We start from the raw sequence: 17,427 nt of genomic DNA on the forward strand, positions 1-17,427 counted from the left end.
TTATCCTCCCATGCGCTGACGACTCACGCGGGCCAGCCATTCCGAAATCAATAGCGAGACCAGCGCCAGCACGATGGCGATAATACAGAGGCGGGCCGCCGCCCCTTCCCCGCCCGGCGTCTGGATCAAGGTGTACATCGCCGAAGGCAGGGTGCGCGTTTCGCCGGGAATATTGGAAACGAACGTGATGGTCGCGCCAAACTCCCCTAACGAGCGGGCGAAGGCCAGCACCGTGCCGACGATAATTCCCGGCAGGGTCAGGGGCAATGTTATGGTGAAAAATACCCGCCAGCGGCTGGCGCCAAGGGTTCTGGCCGCTTGTTCCAGTTTACTGTCCACCCCTTCCAGCGCCAGGCGGATGGCGCGCACCATCAGCGGGAAAGACATCACCGCTGCCGCCAGTACCGCCCCGCGCCAGCTGAAGGCAAAGCTGATGCCGAACCAGTCATACAACCAGCTGCCAATAAATCCGCGTCGTCCCATGGCCACCAGCAGCAGATACCCGACCACGACCGGCGGCAGCACCAGCGGCAGATGGAGAATACTGTCGAGCAGGGCCTTGCCGGGAAAGGAACGCCGTACCAGCAGCCAGGAAAAAAAGATCCCGAAGGGTAAGCTCAATACCACCGCCAGGGAGGAGACTTTCAGGCTCAGCAGCACCGCCTGCCATTCGGGTTCGCTCAGAAACATCAGTGAGTGGTAAATCCGTAACGTTTAAAAATAGCGGAGGCTTCCGGCCCTTTCAGGTAGTCATAGAAGGCGCTCACGACCGCGTTGCGGTGACCATCGACAATCGCCAGCGGGTACTCGACTTTCTGATGCGAGGCTTCCGGGAAGGTGCCAACCACTTTCACCCCTTTGCTGGCTACGGCATCGGAGCCATAGACAATCCCCAGCGGCGCTTCGTTGCGCTCCACCAGCGCCAGCGCGCCGCGAACGTCTTCAGCCGGGGCGAGCTTCGGCGACAACGTCTCCCAGGCACCGAGTTTCTGCAGCGCTTCTTTGGCATAAATACCGGCCGGGACATGCTGCGGATCGCCCACCGCCAGACGGCCTCCTTTCAGCAGGCTGGTCCAGTTGGTTTTCTCATCAATGGTTATCGTCCCCTGTTCGCTGGCTTTTGGCGCGACCACCACCAGGCTGTTGCCAAGCAGGGTCGTACGGGTCGCCGTATCAATGGCTTTTTTCTCTACCGCGTAATCCATCCATTTCTGATCGGCGGAGATAAACAGATCCGCCGGCGCGCCCGCTTCAATCTGCCGCGCCAGCGTCGACGACGAGGCAAACGACGACACAACATCGACGTTTTTTTCTTTCTTATACGCCTGGGCAATATCCTGCATCGCGTTAGTTAACGACGCGGCGGCGAAAACGGTCACTTTCCCCTCTTGCGCCAGTGCCTGCCCGGCGACGAACAGCGTGAGTGATGCCCCGATAAAGCCGCGTAACCAAGAACCTGCCATCTGAATCTCCTGTCAATTCGTTATGTAGTCGATAATATAACGGTAAGCCAGGCTTTTTTATAGTGACTCAGAACAATAAAACGAAGGGAAAATATAGAGGAAGGAAATAGCACAGCGCCCGGTTAAACCGGGCGCCGGGAAATCAGTGATTTTGCTGGCTGCGATCTTTACGACTTACACCGGAAAAGACGTTGAACACTTCGCCGAGGCCGTAAATCAACCCCAGGATCACCGCCATCACCACCGGTACCATGATGACCGCAAAAACCAGACTTTTCAAAAGCTCTAACATGGTTCACTCCAGATAGTACGATACCCTGATTGTAACGGTTTCAGCCGAAAAAACACGCCCCATTTGTGCGGTGGGAAGTAACAAAACCGCGCAGCAGCATTTTGCATCAGGGCCGCTATCAGTCACAATAGGCTTTTTGTCAGGATACGATTATGCAGGCCGAAATTCTTCTCACCCTTAAGCTACAGCAGCGCCTGTTTGCCGATCCCCGGCGGATCGCCCTGCTTAAACAGATTGACCAGACCGGTTCGATAAGCCAGGGGGCAAAGCACGCGGGCATCAGCTATAAGAGCGCGTGGGATGCGATCAACGAGATGAACCAGCTCAGCGAACAGCCGCTGGTGGATCGCGCCACCGGGGGTAAAGGCGGCGGCGGCGCGGTGTTGACCCGCTATGGGCAGCGCCTGATCCAGCTGTACGATCTGCTGGCGCAGATCCAGCAGAAAGCCTTTGACGTCCTCAGCGATGACGATGCCCTGCCGCTGGACAGCCTGCTGGCGGCTATTTCACGCTTTTCTCTGCAAACCAGCGCCCGTAACCAGTGGTTCGGCACCATTACCGGTCGCGATCGCCAGCGGGTACAGCAGCACGTCGAGGTGCTGCTGGCCGACGGGCAGACCCGCCTGAACGTCGCCATTACCGCGCAGAGCGCTAAGAAGCTGGGGCTCGATGAGGGCCAGGAGGTGCTGGTGCTGCTGAAAGCGCCCTGGGTCGGCATCACCCTTGACCCGGACGTGGCCCGCCAGGCTGATAACCAGTTACCTGGCCGCATCAGCCATCTCGAATGCGGGTCCGGACAGTGCGAAGTGCTGATGACCCTGGCGGACGGCCAGACCCTGTGCGCCACCCTGCCGCAAGCGCACACGTCTGGCCTGGCGGAAGGGACGGAGGCGATCGCTTACTTCAATGCCGATCGCATCATTCTCGCGACGTTATGCTGACCCCATTGACATTACGCGCCTGAAGACGTATCCCTGATGCACATCGCTGCAAAAAATGGGATACATCATGTCATCATTGCAAATTTCGCAAGGCACGTTTCGCCTGAGCGATACAAAAACCTTAAAAATAGACCATCTGCGCGTGACCACCGGTGAAAGCTGGGCGTTTGTCGGCAGTAACGGCAGCGGCAAATCTGCCCTCGCGCGGGCGCTTGCCGGCGACCTGACCTTGCTCAGCGGCCAGCGCGAAAGCCAGTTCTCCCGCGTGACCCGCCTCTCCTTCGAACAGTTGCAGAAGCTGGTCAGCGACGAGTGGCAACGCAATAACACCGACCTGCTCAGCCCCGGTGAAGAAGATACCGGTCGCACCACGGCGGAGATTATCCAGGATGAGGTAAAAGATCCTGCCCGCTGCGCGCAGCTTGCCGAACAGTTTGGCATCAGCGCCCTGCTGAACCGGCGGTTTAAGTATCTGTCGACCGGCGAAACGCGTAAGACCCTGCTGTGCCAGGCCCTGATGAGCGATCCGCAACTGTTGATCCTCGACGAGCCCTTCGACGGCCTCGACGTCAGTTCCCGCCAGCAGCTGGCCGCCCTGCTGGCCGACCTGCATCGCGCCGGCATCACCCTGGTGCTGGTTCTCAACCGCTTCGATGAGATCCCGGAGTTCGTGCAATTTGCCGGCGTGCTGGCTGACTGCACTCTCATCGACACCGGCGCGACGTCGTCCCTGCTGCAGCAGGCGTTGGTGGCCCAGCTGGCGCACAGTGAAAAACTGGACGGTATCAGCCTGCCGGAGCCGGATGTCCCGCCGGCCCGGCAAGCGCTGGCAGACACAGCGCCGCGAATCGTGCTCAATGACGGCGTGGTCTCCTATAACGATCGCCCGGTCATCAACCACCTTTCCTGGACCGTAAACCCGGGCGAACACTGGCAGATCGTCGGCCCCAACGGTGCCGGTAAATCCACGCTGCTGAGCCTGATCAGCGGCGATCATCCGCAGGGCTACAGCAACGATCTGACGCTCTTTGGCCGCCGTCGCGGCAGCGGCGAGACCATCTGGGACATCAAAAAGCATATTGGCTACGTCAGCAGCAGCCTGCATCTGGATTACCGGGTCAGCACCAACGTCCGCAACGTTATTCTGTCGGGTTACTTTGACTCTATCGGCATTTATCAGGCAGTTTCCGACAAACAGCACAAACTGGTACAGCAGTGGCTGGATATTCTCGGTATCGATAAACGTACCGCCGACGCGCCGTTTCATAGCCTGTCGTGGGGCCAGCAGCGGCTGGCGCTCATCGTCCGCGCGCTGGTGAAGCATCCGACCCTGCTGATCCTTGATGAACCCTTGCAGGGGCTGGATCCCCTCAATCGCCAGCTGGTGCGGCGCTTTGTCGACGTGTTGATTGGCGAAGGCGCGACGCAACTGCTGTTTGTCTCACATCATGCCGAAGACGCACCGGACTGTATTACCCACCGTCTGGCGTTTATCCCCAGTGGAGACGGTTACACTTATCAGCTCGGTCCCGTGGCCTGACGCCCTCTGCCAGGGGTCGAAAGATCCCTGGTATTTTTCAGAAAAATAGCGCCAAACAAACATAACACAATGAATTAAAATGAAAAATATAAAATTTACGCTATTTATATCTCAAGTGTAAACGATTCCACTAACTTGCCCTATGTCACACTTTTCACTTCTTTGATATGCTATCTTCCTCACAAACGATAAGCCGAATGGAGCGAATCATGAAAGTTCTGGTTACAGGTGGTAGCGGTTACATTGGAAGTCATACTTGCGTTCAACTGCTGCAGCAGGGACATGAGGTGGTGATCCTCGACAATCTCTGCAACAGCAAGCGCAGCGTACTGCCGGTGATTGAACGTCTTGGCGGCAAAGAAGCCACCTTTATTGAAGGCGATATTCGTAACGAAGCGCTGATGACGGAGATCCTCCACGATCACGCGATTGAAGCGGTGATCCACTTCGCCGGGCTGAAAGCCGTCGGGGAGTCCGTCGCCAAACCGCTGGAATATTACGACAATAACGTCACCGGCACACTGAAATTAGTCTCTGCCATGCGCGCCGCAGGCGTGAAGAACTTCATCTTTAGCTCCTCCGCCACCGTCTACGGCGACCAGCCGAAAATCCCGTATGTCGAAAGCTTCCCGACCGGTACCCCGCAAAGCCCCTACGGCAAAAGCAAACTGATGGTGGAACAGATCCTGACCGACCTGCAGAAAGCCCAGCCCGAGTGGAGCATTGCGCTGCTGCGCTACTTCAACCCGGTCGGCGCCCACCCGTCGGGCGACATGGGGGAAGACCCGCAGGGGATCCCGAACAACCTGATGCCTTACATCGCCCAGGTCGCCGTTGGCCGTCGCGAATCGCTGGCCATTTTTGGTAACGACTACCCGACCGAAGATGGCACCGGCGTGCGCGATTATATCCACGTGATGGATCTCGCCGATGGCCACGTCGCGGCCATGGAAAAACTGGCTGGCAAAGCCGGCGTGCATATCTACAACCTTGGCGCCGGCGTCGGCAGCAGCGTGCTCGACGTGGTCAATGCTTTCAGCAAGGCCTGCGGCAAACCCATTAACTACCATTTCGCGCCGCGCCGCGATGGCGACCTCCCGGCCTACTGGGCGGACGCTGCCAAGGCCGACCGCGAGCTGAACTGGCGCGTGACGCGCAACCTGGACGAAATGGCGCAGGACACCTGGCACTGGCAGTCCCGTCATCCGCAGGGTTATCCAGACTAAGGAACCTTCATGAGCGTATTTAACCCCGTTGACCATCCACATCGTCGTTATAACCCGTTAACCGGGCAGTGGATTCTGGTTTCTCCGCATCGCGCCAAGCGCCCCTGGCAGGGGGCGCAGGAAACGCCGGCAAAACAGACCTTGCCGGCCCACGATCCGGACTGCTTCCTGTGCCCGGGCAACACCCGCGTGACGGGCGACACCAACCCGAATTACACCGGTACCTACGTATTTACCAACGACTTTGCGGCCCTGATGACCGACACCCCGGACGCGCCGGAGAGTGACGACCCGCTGATGCGCTGCCAGAGCGCCCGCGGCACCAGTCGGGTGATCTGCTTCTCGCCAGACCACAGCAAAACGCTGCCGGAACTGAGCCTTGAAGCGCTGGAAGGCGTGGTTAAAACGTGGCAGGAGCAGACCGCGGACCTCGGGAAAAGCTACCCGTGGGTTCAGGTTTTTGAAAATAAAGGGGCAGCGATGGGCTGCTCCAACCCGCACCCGCACGGCCAGGTGTGGGCCAACAGCTTCCTGCCCAATGAAGCGGAACGGGAAGACCGTCTGCAGAAAGACTATTACGCCGCACAGGGCCAGCCGATGCTGCTGGACTATGTGCAGCGCGAACTGGCCGACGGCAGCCGCACGGTGGTCGACACCGAGCACTGGCTGGCGGTGGTGCCTTACTGGGCCGCCTGGCCGTTCGAAACGCTGCTGCTGCCAAAAGCGCATGTGCAGCGTATTACCGATCTCACCGACGCCCAGCGCAGCGATCTGGCGCTGGCGTTGAAAAAGCTGACCAGCCGTTACGACAACCTGTTCCAGTGCTCCTTCCCCTACTCCATGGGCTGGCACGGCGCGCCGTTTAACGACGAAGACCATAACCACTGGCAGCTTCATGCCCACTTTTATCCGCCGCTGCTGCGCTCCGCGACGGTCCGCAAGTTTATGGTTGGCTACGAAATGCTGGCCGAAACCCAGCGCGATCTGACCGCCGAGCAAGCTGCCGAACGACTGCGCGCCGTCAGCGACGTCCATTTTCGTGAATCCGGAGTGTAATGATGAGTCTGAAAGAGAAAACCCAAACCCTGTTTGCTGACGCCTTCGGCTACCCGGCCAGCCACGTGATTCAGGCGCCAGGCCGCGTCAACCTGATCGGCGAGCATACCGATTATAACGACGGTTTTGTGCTGCCCTGCGCCATCGACTACCAGACGGTGATCAGCTGTGCGCCGCGTGACGATCGTACCGTGCGGGTGATTGCCGCCGATTACGACAATCAGACCGATGAGTTCTCTCTCGACGCGCCGATTATCAGCCACGACACCCAGCAGTGGTCGAACTATGTCCGCGGCGTGGTAAAGCATCTGCAGCAGCGGAACAGCCACTTTGGCGGCGCGGATCTGGTGATCAGCGGCAATGTACCGCAGGGCGCGGGATTAAGTTCCTCAGCCTCACTGGAAGTCGCCGTCGGGACCGTTTTCCAGCAGCTGTATCATCTGCCGCTGGACGGCGCGCAAATTGCGCTGAACGGCCAGGAGGCGGAAAACCAGTTCGTCGGCTGCAACTGCGGCATCATGGATCAGCTGATTTCGGCGCTGGGTAAAAAAGACCACGCGCTGCTGATCGACTGCCGTTCACTCGGTACCAAAGCCGTCTCGATGCCGAAAGGCGTGGCAGTGGTGATCATCAACAGCAACTTTAAGCGTACCCTCGTCGGCAGCGAGTACAACACCCGTCGTGAACAGTGCGAAACCGGCGCGCGCTTCTTCCAGCAGCCCGCCCTGCGCGATGTCAGCCTTGAACAATTTAACGCTGTCGCCCATGAGCTGGATCCGATCGTCGCGAAGCGCGTACGCCATGTGCTGACGGAGAATGCCCGCACCGTGGAAGCCGCCAGCGCTCTCGAAAAAGGCGACCTGAAGCGGATGGGTGAGCTGATGGCCGAATCCCATGCCTCGATGCGCGATGATTTCGAGATCACCGTCCCGCAGATCGACACCCTGGTGGAGATTGTTAAAGCCGCGATCGGCGATAAAGGCGGCGTACGCATGACCGGCGGCGGCTTTGGCGGTTGTATTGTTGCGCTGGTGCCGGAAGATCTGGTCGATACCGTTCAGCAGGCCGTTGCCAACGAGTATGAAGCGAAAACCGGAATTAAAGAGACGTTCTATGTCTGCAAACCGTCACAGGGGGCAGGCCAATGGTAACGCAAACCACCGCGCTGGCGCCGGACGGCCAGCCATGGCAGCAGGTGACCCTGCGCAATAAGGCGGGGATGACCGTCACCGTGGCGGACTGGGGCGCGACGCTGCTCAGTGCCGAGGTGCCACTGGCCGATGGCAGCGTGCGTCGTCCGCTGCTGGGCTGCGCGACGCTGGAAGATTACTCCCGTCAGGCCGCGTTCCTCGGCGCCTCGGTAGGCCGCTACGCCAACCGTATTGGCAATAGCCGCTTCCCGCTTGACGGCCAGCTCGTTAACGTCACGCCGTCAAACGACGCGGGTCACCAGCTCCACGGTGGCCCGGAAGGGTTTGATAAACGTCGCTGGAATATCGTCCGCGCCGACGAGCAGGAAGTGCTGTTCGCCCTGACCTCGCCCGACGGCGATCAAGGCTTTCCGGGCACGCTGCAGGCCACCGCGCACTATCGTCTGACCGACGATAACCGCATCGCGATTACCTATCGCGCCACCGTGGATAAACCCTGCCCGGTGAACATGACCAATCACGTCTATTTCAACCTCGACGGTGTGCAGGGCGATGTGCGCCAGCACCAGCTGCAGATCCTCGCCCAGGCGTATCTGCCGGTAGAGAGCGATGGTATCCCGGGTGGTGAACTGAAAGATGTTGCTAACACCAGCTTTGATTTCCTCCAGCCGAAAACCATCGCCGCCGACTTCCTCGCCGACGCCGATCAGCAAAAGGTGAAGGGATACGATCATGCCTTCCTGCTGGACGCCAGAGGCGACGCCAACCAGCCTGCAGCCCAGGTCTGGTCGCAGGACGGCAAGCTGCAGATGACGGTCTATACCTCTGCCCCGGCGCTGCAGTTCTACTCCGGCAACTATCTCGGCGGCACGCCGTCGCAGACGACGCAGCCCTACGCCGACTGGCAAGGGCTGGCGCTGGAGAGCGAATTCCTGCCGGATTCGCCGAACCATCCGCATTGGCCGCAGCCGGACTGTGTATTACGTCCGGGTCAGGAGTATGTCAGCCTGACCGAATATCAGTTTATCGCCCGATAACCGCCAGCGCCCTCCATCGGGGGGCGCTATTTTTCGCCTCCCTCGCTATCTCCCCGCCTCTTTTTTCATCATCCTGCTCTATTTTCCGTCATTAAAGGACAAAAAAATAACCTGTGTATTACAAGCACCTTACACTGAGCCACTATTTTCGCTATGGTTAGGGATAAGCATTGCCGTGAGCCAAATCACGGCAATATAATGAGAATAGTTATCAATCAATAACACAGACACCATCACGTTCAGCGCGCCGTTCGCGGCGTGAAGGATGGCGTGTAGAGAGGAGTAAGAGAATGGCTGTAACTAAGCTGGTACTGGTTCGTCATGGCGAAAGCCAGTGGAACAACGAAAACCGCTTCACCGGTTGGTACGACGTTGATCTGTCCGAGAAAGGCGTTAGCGAAGCGAAAGCGGCAGGTAAACTGCTGAAGGCTGAAGGCTTTAGCTTTGATTTTGCTTATACCTCCGTGCTGAAACGTGCCATCCACACCCTGTGGAACGTGCTGGACGAACTGGATCAGGCCTGGCTGCCGGTGGAGAAGTCCTGGAAGCTGAACGAGCGTCATTACGGCGCGCTGCAGGGCCTGAACAAAGCGGAAACCGCGGAGAAATACGGTGACGAGCAGGTCAAACAGTGGCGTCGCGGCTTCGCCGTCACTCCGCCGGAGCTGACCAAAGACGACGAACGCTACCCGGGCCACGATCCGCGCTATGCAAAACTGACCGACGCGGAACTGCCGACCACTGAAAGCCTGGCGCTGACCATCGACCGCGTCGTGCCTTACTGGAACGAAACCATTCTGCCGCGCCTGAAAAGCGGTGAGCGCGTGATCATCGCCGCTCACGGTAACTCCCTGCGCGCGCTGGTGAAATACCTCGACAACATGGGCGAAGACGAGATCCTCGAACTGAACATCCCGACCGGCGTACCGCTGGTGTATGAGTTCGATGAAAACTTCAAGCCGATCAAACATTACTATCTGGGCAACGCGGAAGAGATCGCGGCGAAAGCTGCTGCCGTCGCCAACCAGGGTAAAGCGAAGTAATTCCTCCCGGTGAGAACAAAAAAGCGTGGAAATCTCCACGCTTTTTTTATTGCCTGCGCCAGCGCAGATTCGCTTAGCCGCGGCGGGTTTTCACCGCTTCCGCCAGCTGGCGCAGGATCGTTTCGGTATCCTCCCAGCCGATGCAGGCGTCGGTAACGCTCTTGCCGTAAGTCAGCGGTTCACCGCTCTCGAGGCTCTGGTTGCCTTCCACCAGATGGCTTTCAATCATCACGCCCATGATCGCCCGCTCACCGCCGGCAATCTGCTGGCATACGTCGGCGCCCACTTCCATCTGCTTCTTGAACTGCTTGCTGGAGTTGGCATGGCTGAAGTCGATCATCACCTGCGCCGGCAGGCCCGCTTTCGCCAGGCCGATCTTCACATCCGCCACGTGCTTCGCGCTGTAGTTCGGCTCTTTGCCGCCGCGTAAAATAATATGGCAGTCGCCGTTACCGCTGGTATTCACGATGGCGGAGTGGCCCCACTTGGTGACCGACAGGAAACAGTGCGGTGCGCCAGCGGCGTTAATCGCATCGATAGCCACCTTGATGGTGCCATCGGTACCGTTTTTAAAGCCCACCGGGCAGGAGAGTCCGGAAGCAAGCTCACGGTGCACCTGGGATTCGGTAGTACGCGCGCCAATGGCGCCCCAGCTCATCAGATCGGCGACATACTGCGGGGTGATCATATCGAGGAATTCCCCCGCCGCCGGCAGGCCGCTGTCGTTGATGTCCAGCAGCAGTTTGCGCGCAATGCGCAACCCGTCGTTGATGCGGAAGCTGTTATCCATATGGGGATCGTTGATAAGCCCTTTCCAGCCAACGGTGGTGCGCGGTTTTTCAAAATAGACCCGCATGACGATCTCGAGCTCACCTTTCAGCGCCTCGCGCAGGGGCAGCAGACGGGAAGCGTACTCTTTCGCCGCCGCCGGATCGTGAATAGAACAGGGCCCGATCACTACCAGCAGACGATCATCATCGCCCTTGAGGATCTGATGGATCGCTTTGCGAGCATGTGCAACGGTGTTTGCAGCATTTTCGGTAGCAGGGAATTTTTCCAGGAGCGCAACGGGAGGTAATAATTCGTTGATCTCTTTAATGCGTAAGTCGTCGTTCTGATAATTCATCTTCTTTCCAGCGTTGCCATACTTATTCAATGAAATGCAATCCCTCCAATCTATCTCTTCGCTGAAAAAGTGTAAACGTGATTTTACAGTAGTGATGGAATAATCCTGGAAATAGGCAAAAATACGCCATAAAGTAGCGAAACCAGGCGCATGCACTACAATATTTAACTGTTAAAGCTAATTAAGTCTTACGTTTCAGGATTATATAGTGACACTGCGATCGTCTGCGGAGTCTTTAACCATAACGAGTCAGATCCCTGGCACACTCAACGAGGGAGACGTTTTTACCGCTTCCCGACTCAACAGGAGTATCCGATGAATATGAAAAAACTGACGACCCTTTTGCTCACCGCCACTTTAAGTCTTGCCAGCGGCGCAGCCCTGGCGGCAGATACCGGCGCCCAGTCCAATAACGGTCAGGCCAACGCTTCCGCGGATGCCGGCCAGGTGGCGCCGGATGCCCGTGAGAACGTGGCGCCAAATAACGTGGATAATAGCCAAATCAATTCAGGTTCTGGCGGCACCATGCTTCATCCTGACGGCTCGACGATGACCCAGGATAATATGTCGAGTGATGAAGTGCATAAAAACTCGATGTGTAAAGACGGTCGCTGTCCGGATACCGGGAAAAAACTGGATAACGGCGGCAACACGACCCAAGACAACAGCAAGACCGACGGCACCACCCAGTAATTGAGGCGGTGGGTACAAATAGAGAAAGGCGAGCCCGGCTCGCCTTTTCTTCGTTTGTTATCGCCCTCTGTTTATGATGTCATAGCGTAATAATGATAACTATCAAGGGACGACACTATGGCGCACCCGCATTCGCACACCCCAGCTCAGGCTCCGGATAACAGCAACGCCCGCCGGCTGCTTTGGGCGTTTATCGTCACCGCCGGTTTTATGCTGATTGAAGCTATCGGCGGCGCTATCTCCGGCTCGCTGGCCCTGCTGGCGGATGCTGGCCATATGCTCACCGACTCCGCCGCCCTGCTGTTTGCGCTGCTGGCGGTTCGCTTCGCCAGCCGCCCACCAAATGCCCGCCATACCTTTGGCTGGTTGCGTTTAACCACCCTGGCGGCGTTTCTCAATGCTATTGCTCTGGTGGTGATCACCATTCTGATTGTCTGGGAGGCGATTCAGCGCTTCCAGCATCCGCAGCCGGTAGCCGGCGTGACGATGATGGTCATTGCCGTCGCCGGTCTGCTGGCCAACGTGCTGGCGTTTTGGATCCTGCATCGTGGCAGCGAAGAGCGGAATCTCAACGTGCGCGCCGCAGCGCTACACGTGCTCGGCGACCTGCTGGGCTCGGTTGGCGCGATTGTGGCGGCCGTGGTGATCCTCACCACCGGCTGGACGCCTGTCGACCCGATTCTTTCCGTGCTGGTCTCCTGCCTGGTATTACGTAGCGCCTGGCGATTACTGAAGGAAAGTCTGAATGAACTGCTGGAAGGCGCGCCGCGTTCGCTGGATGTGGCGGCCCTGCAGCGGGATATCCGTCGCTCTATCCCGGAGGTACGCGATGTTCACCACGTCCACGTCTGGCTGGTGGGGGAAAAACCGGTGATGACGCTCCATGTTCAGGTGGTCCCGCCGCACGATCATGATGCGTTACTCAACCGTATCCTGCATTTCCTGGAACATAAATATGAAATTGAGCATGCCACGGTGCAGATGGAGTACCAGCCCTGCAGCGGCCCGGAGTGCCATCTCAACACGATGCACGCCGGGCACGATCATCACCACCACCATTAGCCAGAAAACGCGTGAGAACCTCGCTCACGCGCGCTGTTTATCCACATCCGGCTGCCGTTCAGCGCAATGAACGTCAGCAAGAGGTATTCCAGCGACATGGCATAGACGCCCTGGCGGGCAAAAATCACCACGCTTATCACGTTGACAATCACCCACAGCAGCCAGTTTTCAACATACTTGCGGGTCATTAAGATCATCGCCACCACCGACAGCACCGTCATGCAGGAGTCCCAGAACGGGAAGGCATCCGGCTGCAGCACCGGCATGGAGACCTGCAGACCCAGCGCTTGCATCAGGCTGACCGCGATCCGCGTCAGGAAAGCAAAAAACGGGTTGATAAACAGGGTCAGCAAGCCGATCGCCACCACGCAGGCCGCCAGCCAGCCCAGCGCTTTGCTGCGCGGCAGCCAGCGGATCTGCAGCTCAGCCTCATGGTTGCTGCTTTGTCGCGACCAGGCATACCAGCCGTAAACGTTAGCGGCAAAGAAGAACAGCTGCAGCAGCAGGCTGGCATACAGCTGGATCTGAAAGAAGATGATGGCAAACAGCGTGACGTTGACCAGTCCAAAAGCATAGTTACTGATCTTCTCCAGGCTCGCCAGCCAGATACACAGCAGCCCGGCGATGGTCCCCACGGCCTCAATCCATGACAGATCGTACCCCCCGGCGCCGATGGGTATGTGTACTAAAATATTCTGCGTGCTAAAAAAATCCATTTTATCCCCTCAGCGTCTGCCGACGCGACAATAGGTTATCCCCGTAGTGTAGCTGCAAAATCCAGCATCCGGTTAAGCGGAATTAATGCGCCGGTCCGTAGCGCTTCGTCAACGTGAATTTCATGTTCAGCTCCGCCCTGTTCAAGCCCCTCGGCAATGGCTTTCAGGCCGTTCATCGCCATCCACGGGCAGTGCGCGCAGCTGCGGCAGGTCGCCCCTTCGCCAGCGGTAGGCGCTTCCAGCAATGTTTTTTCCGGTACCGCCTGCTGCATTTTATAGAAGATACCGCGATCGGTGGCCACGATCAGCTGGCGCTGGGGCAGGCTTTTCGCCGCCGCAATCAGCTGGCTGGTGGAGCCTACGGCATCCGCCATCTCGACAATCGCCTGCGGCGACTCGGGATGGACCAGCACGGCGGCTTCCGGGTGAAGAGCCTTCATCCGCGTCAGCGCCTGGGTTTTAAACTCATCATGCACGATGCACGCCCCCTGCCAGCACAGCACGTCTGCGCCGGTCTGACGCTGGACGTAGCGGCCAAGGTGGCGGTCCGGCGCCCAGAGGATCTTTTGACCAAGACTATCCAGATGGTCAATCAGTTCGACGGCGATGCTGGAGGTGACCACCCAGTCGGCACGAGCCTTCACCGCGGCGGAGGTGTTGGCATAGACCACCACGGTGCGATCGGGATGGGCATCGCAGAAGGCGTTGAATTCCTCAATCGGACAGCCCAGATCCAGCGAACACTCTGCGTTCAGGGTCGGCATCAGAATGGTCTTTTCCGGGCTGAGGATTTTGGCGGTTTCCCCCATAAAACGCACCCCGGCGACCAGCAGCGTGGAGGCTGAATGACGGGCGCCAAAGCGCGCCATCTCCAGCGAGTCGGCGATACAGCCGCCGGTCTCTTCCGCCAGCTGTTGAATTTCGGGATCGGTGTAGTAATGCGCCACCATCACGGCGTCGCGCTCGCGCAGCAGGCGCTTGATTTTTTCACGATAAAACTGCTTTTCGTCGACGGTCAGCGGCTGCGGTTTCGCTGGGAAGGGATAAATCGCCGTTTCAGGATCAAACATTACGCTCATCATGCAATCTCGTTTTACTGGCTTAACTCTAAGACCGTCAGTATGGCCTGTCTGCGCCTTAATACGGTCATGGTGTTTTATATGCTAAACAAGATAGCCGATTGCGAGCAAAATGTCGTGATGAATTTTGTACATGAGCACCTATTCCCCGGGGACGATGCTACGCATCTTCCCGGGCTACCGGTTCGTGCCTTATGGCGTCACGGTAAGCGGCGGCAGGGGGTCATGCTGAAGTAGGATTGTGGAGAATGACGCATAGCAAAAAGGCGCCTTTAGGGCGCCTTTTTACATTGGTGGGTCGTGCAGGATGACTCGGCTTCGCCTCGCCCTTCGGGCCGTCGCCGCAAGCGGCTCCGTTGTCTCACTACGTTCGACCCGAACCTGCGGCAGGTTCGAATCGTTGAGTTCTACGCATAGCAAAAAGGCGCCTTTAGGGCGCCTTTTTACATTGGTGGGTCGTGCAGGATTCGAACCTGCGACCAATTGATTAAAAGTCAACTGCTCTACCAACTGAGCTAACGACCCGCTCTGGTACTACCTGAATAATTTCACTCGACACCAATAGTGAAATTGGTGAGTCGTGCAGGATGACTCGGCTTTGCCTCGCCCTTGGGGCCGTTGCTGACGCAACGTTATCCTTCACGTTCAACATCTAAGTTAAATGCTGAAATTGGTGGGTCGTGCAGGATTCGAACCTGCGACCAATTGATTAAAAGTCAACTGCTCTACCAACTGAGCTAACGACCCGCTCTGGTACTACCTGAATAATTTCACTCGACACCAATAGTGAAATTGGTGAGTCGTGCAGGATGACTCGGCTTTGCCTCGCCCTTGGGGCCGTTGCTGACGCAACGTTATCCTTCACGTTCAACATCTGAGTTAAATGCTGAAATTGGTGGGTCGTGCAGGATTCGAACCTGCGACCAATTGATTAAAAGTCAACTGCTCTACCAACTGAGCTAACGACCCGAGTGGTGGGTGATGACGGGATCGAACCGCCGACCCCCTCCTTGTAAGGGAGGTGCTCTCCCAGCTGAGCTAATCACCCGAAACTGCGCTGGATACTACTGATACTGCGTCCACCGACCCCATCATTCACGTTTAACACCGACGTCCGATGTTAAAGATGGTGGGTCGTGCAGGATTCGAACCTGCGACCAATTGATTAAAAGTCAACTGCTCTACCAACTGAGCTAACGACCCGGTGGTGGGTGATGACGGGATCGAACCGCCGACCCCCTCCTTGTAAGGGAGGTGCTCTCCCAGCTGAGCTAATCACCCGATACTACGCTGGATACTGCTAAGTGGTGGGTCGTGCAGGATGACTCGGCTTCGCCTCGCCCTACGGGCCGTTGCTGACGCAACGTTATCCTTCACGTTTTACTATCGCGTTCCACCAGAACGATTGGTGGGTCGTGCAGGATTCGAACCTGCGACCAATTGATTAAAAGTCAACTGCTCTACCAACTGAGCTAACGACCCACTCTGGCATCGCTTTGGGCTTGTTTGATATCCCTTGGCAACGGCGGCATATATTACTGATTTCAGAATTCAGCGCAACTAAAATTTCGATAAAGATCACTTAACTGCTGGCGATTCAGGCGACAAGACCAGAAATAACGCGATTTCTGGTCATGCCATAATCAACCAAGAGCATTAAGACGTTTTTGCGCTTGTTTGGCACCATCGGTACCGGGGAATTTATTGATCACCTGCTGGTAAACCGCTTTCGCTTTCGCAGTATCACCTTTGTCCTGCATGATCACGCCGACTTTAAACATCGCGTCTGGCGCTTTCGGCGATTTCGGGTAGTTCTTCACTACCGAGGCGAAGTAAAACGCCGCATCGTCTTTTTTCCCCTTATTGTAGTTCAACTGTCCGAGCCAGTAGTTAGCGTTCGGCTGATAGGTTGAATCCGGGTACTTTTTAACGAAGTTCTGAAACGCCACCATCGCGTCATCCTGGCGTGAGGCATCCTTCACCAGAGCAATGGCGGCATTGTAATCGGTGTTCGCATCGCCGGTCATCGCCGGGGCGCCTGACGAGGCCGCTGGCGCTGCGCTGGCGGTAGCCGCGCTCTGATCGCCAGAAGACGACGAAGCCTGCGCACCTGATGCTGCCGCTGCGCCGCCTCCGCTGCTCAGACTATCTATCTGCAGCAAGATCTGCTTCTGGCGCTCAACGATCTGATTCAGCTGATACTGGTTTTCCTGGATCTGACCACGGAGAGAATCAATGTCAGTCTGATTATCAGAGAGTTGTTGCTGGAGTTGGGTTAAAAGCTGGCTGTGAGCATTGGAAATACGCTCGAGTTGAGTGACACGGTCTTCGACCGAGCCTGAGCCGACACTACTGATTGGCGCCTGAGCAAAAGCGGCCCAGGGGGCCGCTATGCCAACCAGTAACGACAGACTCAATAAATGATGTCTGAAGTTACTGCTCATGCAATTCTCTTAGTAAACCAGTACGGCGCGACGGTTTTTGGCATATGCCGCTTCGTCATGACCCAGTACTGCAGGTTTTTCTTTACCGTAAGAAACGATGGAGATCTGATCGGCAGAAACACCTTTGCCCTGCAGATACATCTTAACGGCGTTAGCACGACGCTCACCCAGAGCGATGTTGTATTCCGGCGTACCGCGCTCATCCGCGTGACCTTCTACAGTCACTTTGTAGGACGGGTTGCTACGCAGGAAGTTAGCGTGCGCGTCCAGCATCGCAGCGAAGTCAGAACGGATATCGTACTTGTCCAGATCGAAGTAAACGATGTTGTTCTGCTGCAGCTGCTGCATCTGCAGACGAGCTTGCTCTTCAGAAGACATGTTGCCGCCGTTACCGTTAGCGTCCATACCAGTGCCGGCACCCAGCATGCCTTCACCGCTCTGGTCGTTGCTGGCGTTCTTGTTAGAAGAACACGCCGCGATTGCCATAACCGGCAGAGCGATCATCAGCCCTTTCAGCACTTTGTTCAGTTGCATTTCTTTGATTCCTTTAATAATCAA

At 57.2% G+C, this 17,427-nt stretch carries 17 protein-coding genes, 7 tRNA genes and 1 other RNA gene; 9 read left to right on the forward strand and 16 right to left on the reverse strand.

The window, feature by feature from the left end; translation table 11 throughout:
- The 3 genes from modB to B8P98_RS19800 all read right to left on the reverse strand — a co-directional run bounded on the left by modB (position 1) and on the right by B8P98_RS19800 (position 1,755).
- Positions 1-690 (reverse strand): molybdate ABC transporter permease subunit, encoded by a 690-nt coding sequence (gene modB / locus B8P98_RS19790; RefSeq protein WP_087805755.1) that lies wholly within the window; start codon positions 688-690, stop codon positions 1-3.
- On the reverse strand, positions 690-1,463 hold the full coding sequence (gene modA / locus B8P98_RS19795) for a molybdate ABC transporter substrate-binding protein (protein WP_025711787.1): 774 nt from the start codon (positions 1,461-1,463) through the stop codon (positions 690-692). The genes modB and modA overlap by 1 nt, the downstream gene beginning before the upstream one ends.
- A gap of 142 nt (positions 1,464-1,605) precedes the next feature.
- Positions 1,606-1,755 carry an AcrZ family multidrug efflux pump-associated protein gene (locus B8P98_RS19800; protein ID WP_025711788.1) on the reverse strand — a complete coding sequence of 50 codons (150 nt, stop codon included), beginning with the start codon at positions 1,753-1,755 and terminating at the stop codon, positions 1,606-1,608.
- A 152-nt stretch (positions 1,756-1,907) separates the two neighbouring features.
- Between B8P98_RS19800 and modE the strand changes: the two genes are divergently transcribed.
- From modE to gpmA, 7 genes are all read left to right on the forward strand, one after another.
- The gene (modE, locus tag B8P98_RS19805) at positions 1,908-2,696 is read left to right on the forward strand and encodes a molybdenum-dependent transcriptional regulator (protein ID WP_025711789.1); all 789 of its coding nucleotides are present in this window, start codon (positions 1,908-1,910) and stop codon (positions 2,694-2,696) included.
- Between the two features lie 67 nt (positions 2,697-2,763).
- Positions 2,764-4,236 carry a molybdate ABC transporter ATP-binding protein ModF gene (gene modF, locus B8P98_RS31455; protein WP_025711790.1) on the forward strand — a complete coding sequence of 491 codons (1,473 nt, stop codon included), beginning with the start codon at positions 2,764-2,766 and terminating at the stop codon, positions 4,234-4,236.
- 209 nt (positions 4,237-4,445) lie between these two features.
- Positions 4,446-5,462 (forward strand): UDP-glucose 4-epimerase GalE, encoded by a 1,017-nt coding sequence (gene galE, locus B8P98_RS19820; protein WP_025711791.1) that lies wholly within the window; start codon positions 4,446-4,448, stop codon positions 5,460-5,462.
- A gap of 9 nt (positions 5,463-5,471) precedes the next feature.
- Complete coding sequence (galT, locus tag B8P98_RS19825) at positions 5,472-6,518, forward strand: galactose-1-phosphate uridylyltransferase (protein WP_025711792.1); 1,047 nt, start codon at positions 5,472-5,474, stop codon at positions 6,516-6,518.
- Positions 6,519-6,520: 2 nt separating this feature from the next.
- On the forward strand, positions 6,521-7,669 hold the full coding sequence (gene galK / locus B8P98_RS19830) for a galactokinase (RefSeq protein ID WP_025711793.1): 1,149 nt from the start codon (positions 6,521-6,523) through the stop codon (positions 7,667-7,669).
- Positions 7,663-8,706: a galactose-1-epimerase gene (gene galM / locus B8P98_RS19835; RefSeq protein WP_087805753.1), complete on the forward strand. Its 1,044-nt coding sequence runs from the start codon at positions 7,663-7,665 to the stop codon at positions 8,704-8,706. The genes galK and galM overlap by 7 nt, the downstream gene beginning before the upstream one ends.
- Before the next feature lie 290 nt (positions 8,707-8,996).
- Positions 8,997-9,749, forward strand: a complete 753-nt coding sequence (gene gpmA / locus B8P98_RS19840) for a 2,3-diphosphoglycerate-dependent phosphoglycerate mutase (RefSeq protein WP_002895089.1) — start codon at positions 8,997-8,999, stop codon at positions 9,747-9,749.
- Between the two features lie 73 nt (positions 9,750-9,822).
- On the opposite strand, the gene aroG is transcribed toward gpmA, so the two are convergent.
- Positions 9,823-10,875, reverse strand: coding sequence for a 3-deoxy-7-phosphoheptulonate synthase AroG (gene aroG / locus B8P98_RS19845; protein WP_012542422.1), 1,053 nt, complete (start codon positions 10,873-10,875; stop codon positions 9,823-9,825).
- Between the two features lie 315 nt (positions 10,876-11,190).
- Between aroG and B8P98_RS19850 the strand changes: the two genes are divergently transcribed.
- Both B8P98_RS19850 and zitB read left to right on the forward strand, forming a co-directional pair.
- Entirely contained in the window at positions 11,191-11,568 is a 378-nt protein-coding gene (locus B8P98_RS19850; RefSeq protein WP_080897269.1) for a YbgS-like family protein, read from the forward strand.
- 117 nt (positions 11,569-11,685) lie between these two features.
- Positions 11,686-12,630, forward strand: a complete 945-nt coding sequence (gene zitB / locus B8P98_RS19855; RefSeq protein ID WP_087805751.1) for a CDF family zinc transporter ZitB — start codon at positions 11,686-11,688, stop codon at positions 12,628-12,630.
- Here zitB and pnuC read toward each other — a convergent pair.
- The 12 genes from pnuC to pal all read right to left on the reverse strand — a co-directional run bounded on the left by pnuC (position 12,627) and on the right by pal (position 17,403).
- Positions 12,627-13,346 (reverse strand): nicotinamide riboside transporter PnuC, encoded by a 720-nt coding sequence (gene pnuC / locus B8P98_RS19860; protein WP_008805696.1) that lies wholly within the window; start codon positions 13,344-13,346, stop codon positions 12,627-12,629. The genes zitB and pnuC overlap by 4 nt on opposite strands.
- Before the next feature lie 35 nt (positions 13,347-13,381).
- A complete protein-coding gene (gene nadA / locus B8P98_RS19865) occupies positions 13,382-14,425 on the reverse strand; it encodes a quinolinate synthase NadA (protein WP_040153374.1) in 1,044 nt (347 codons plus the stop codon).
- A gap of 291 nt (positions 14,426-14,716) precedes the next feature.
- Positions 14,717-14,852, reverse strand: a non-coding RNA gene (locus tag B8P98_RS19875) — RtT sRNA.
- 22 nt (positions 14,853-14,874) lie between these two features.
- Positions 14,875-14,950, reverse strand: a tRNA-Lys gene (locus B8P98_RS19880).
- A gap of 146 nt (positions 14,951-15,096) precedes the next feature.
- Positions 15,097-15,172, reverse strand: a tRNA-Lys gene (locus tag B8P98_RS19885).
- Between the two features lie 146 nt (positions 15,173-15,318).
- A tRNA-Lys gene (locus B8P98_RS19890) sits at positions 15,319-15,394 on the reverse strand.
- Positions 15,395-15,397: 3 nt separating this feature from the next.
- Positions 15,398-15,473, reverse strand: a tRNA-Val gene (locus B8P98_RS19895).
- Between the two features lie 79 nt (positions 15,474-15,552).
- Positions 15,553-15,628 (reverse strand) — tRNA-Lys (locus tag B8P98_RS19900).
- A 2-nt stretch (positions 15,629-15,630) separates the two neighbouring features.
- Positions 15,631-15,706, reverse strand: a tRNA-Val gene (locus tag B8P98_RS19905).
- 125 nt (positions 15,707-15,831) lie between these two features.
- Positions 15,832-15,907: transfer RNA gene (locus tag B8P98_RS19910), tRNA-Lys, on the reverse strand.
- A 161-nt stretch (positions 15,908-16,068) separates the two neighbouring features.
- On the reverse strand, positions 16,069-16,869 hold the full coding sequence (gene cpoB / locus B8P98_RS19915) for a cell division protein CpoB (RefSeq protein ID WP_025711802.1): 801 nt from the start codon (positions 16,867-16,869) through the stop codon (positions 16,069-16,071).
- 9 nt (positions 16,870-16,878) lie between these two features.
- Complete coding sequence (pal, locus tag B8P98_RS19920) at positions 16,879-17,403, reverse strand: peptidoglycan-associated lipoprotein Pal (protein ID WP_002895068.1); 525 nt, start codon at positions 17,401-17,403, stop codon at positions 16,879-16,881.
- Positions 17,404-17,427 lie beyond the last annotated feature (24 nt).

It is taken from the genome of Klebsiella quasivariicola (assembly GCF_002269255.1).
Classification (GTDB): Bacteria; Pseudomonadota; Gammaproteobacteria; order Enterobacterales; family Enterobacteriaceae; genus Klebsiella; species Klebsiella quasivariicola.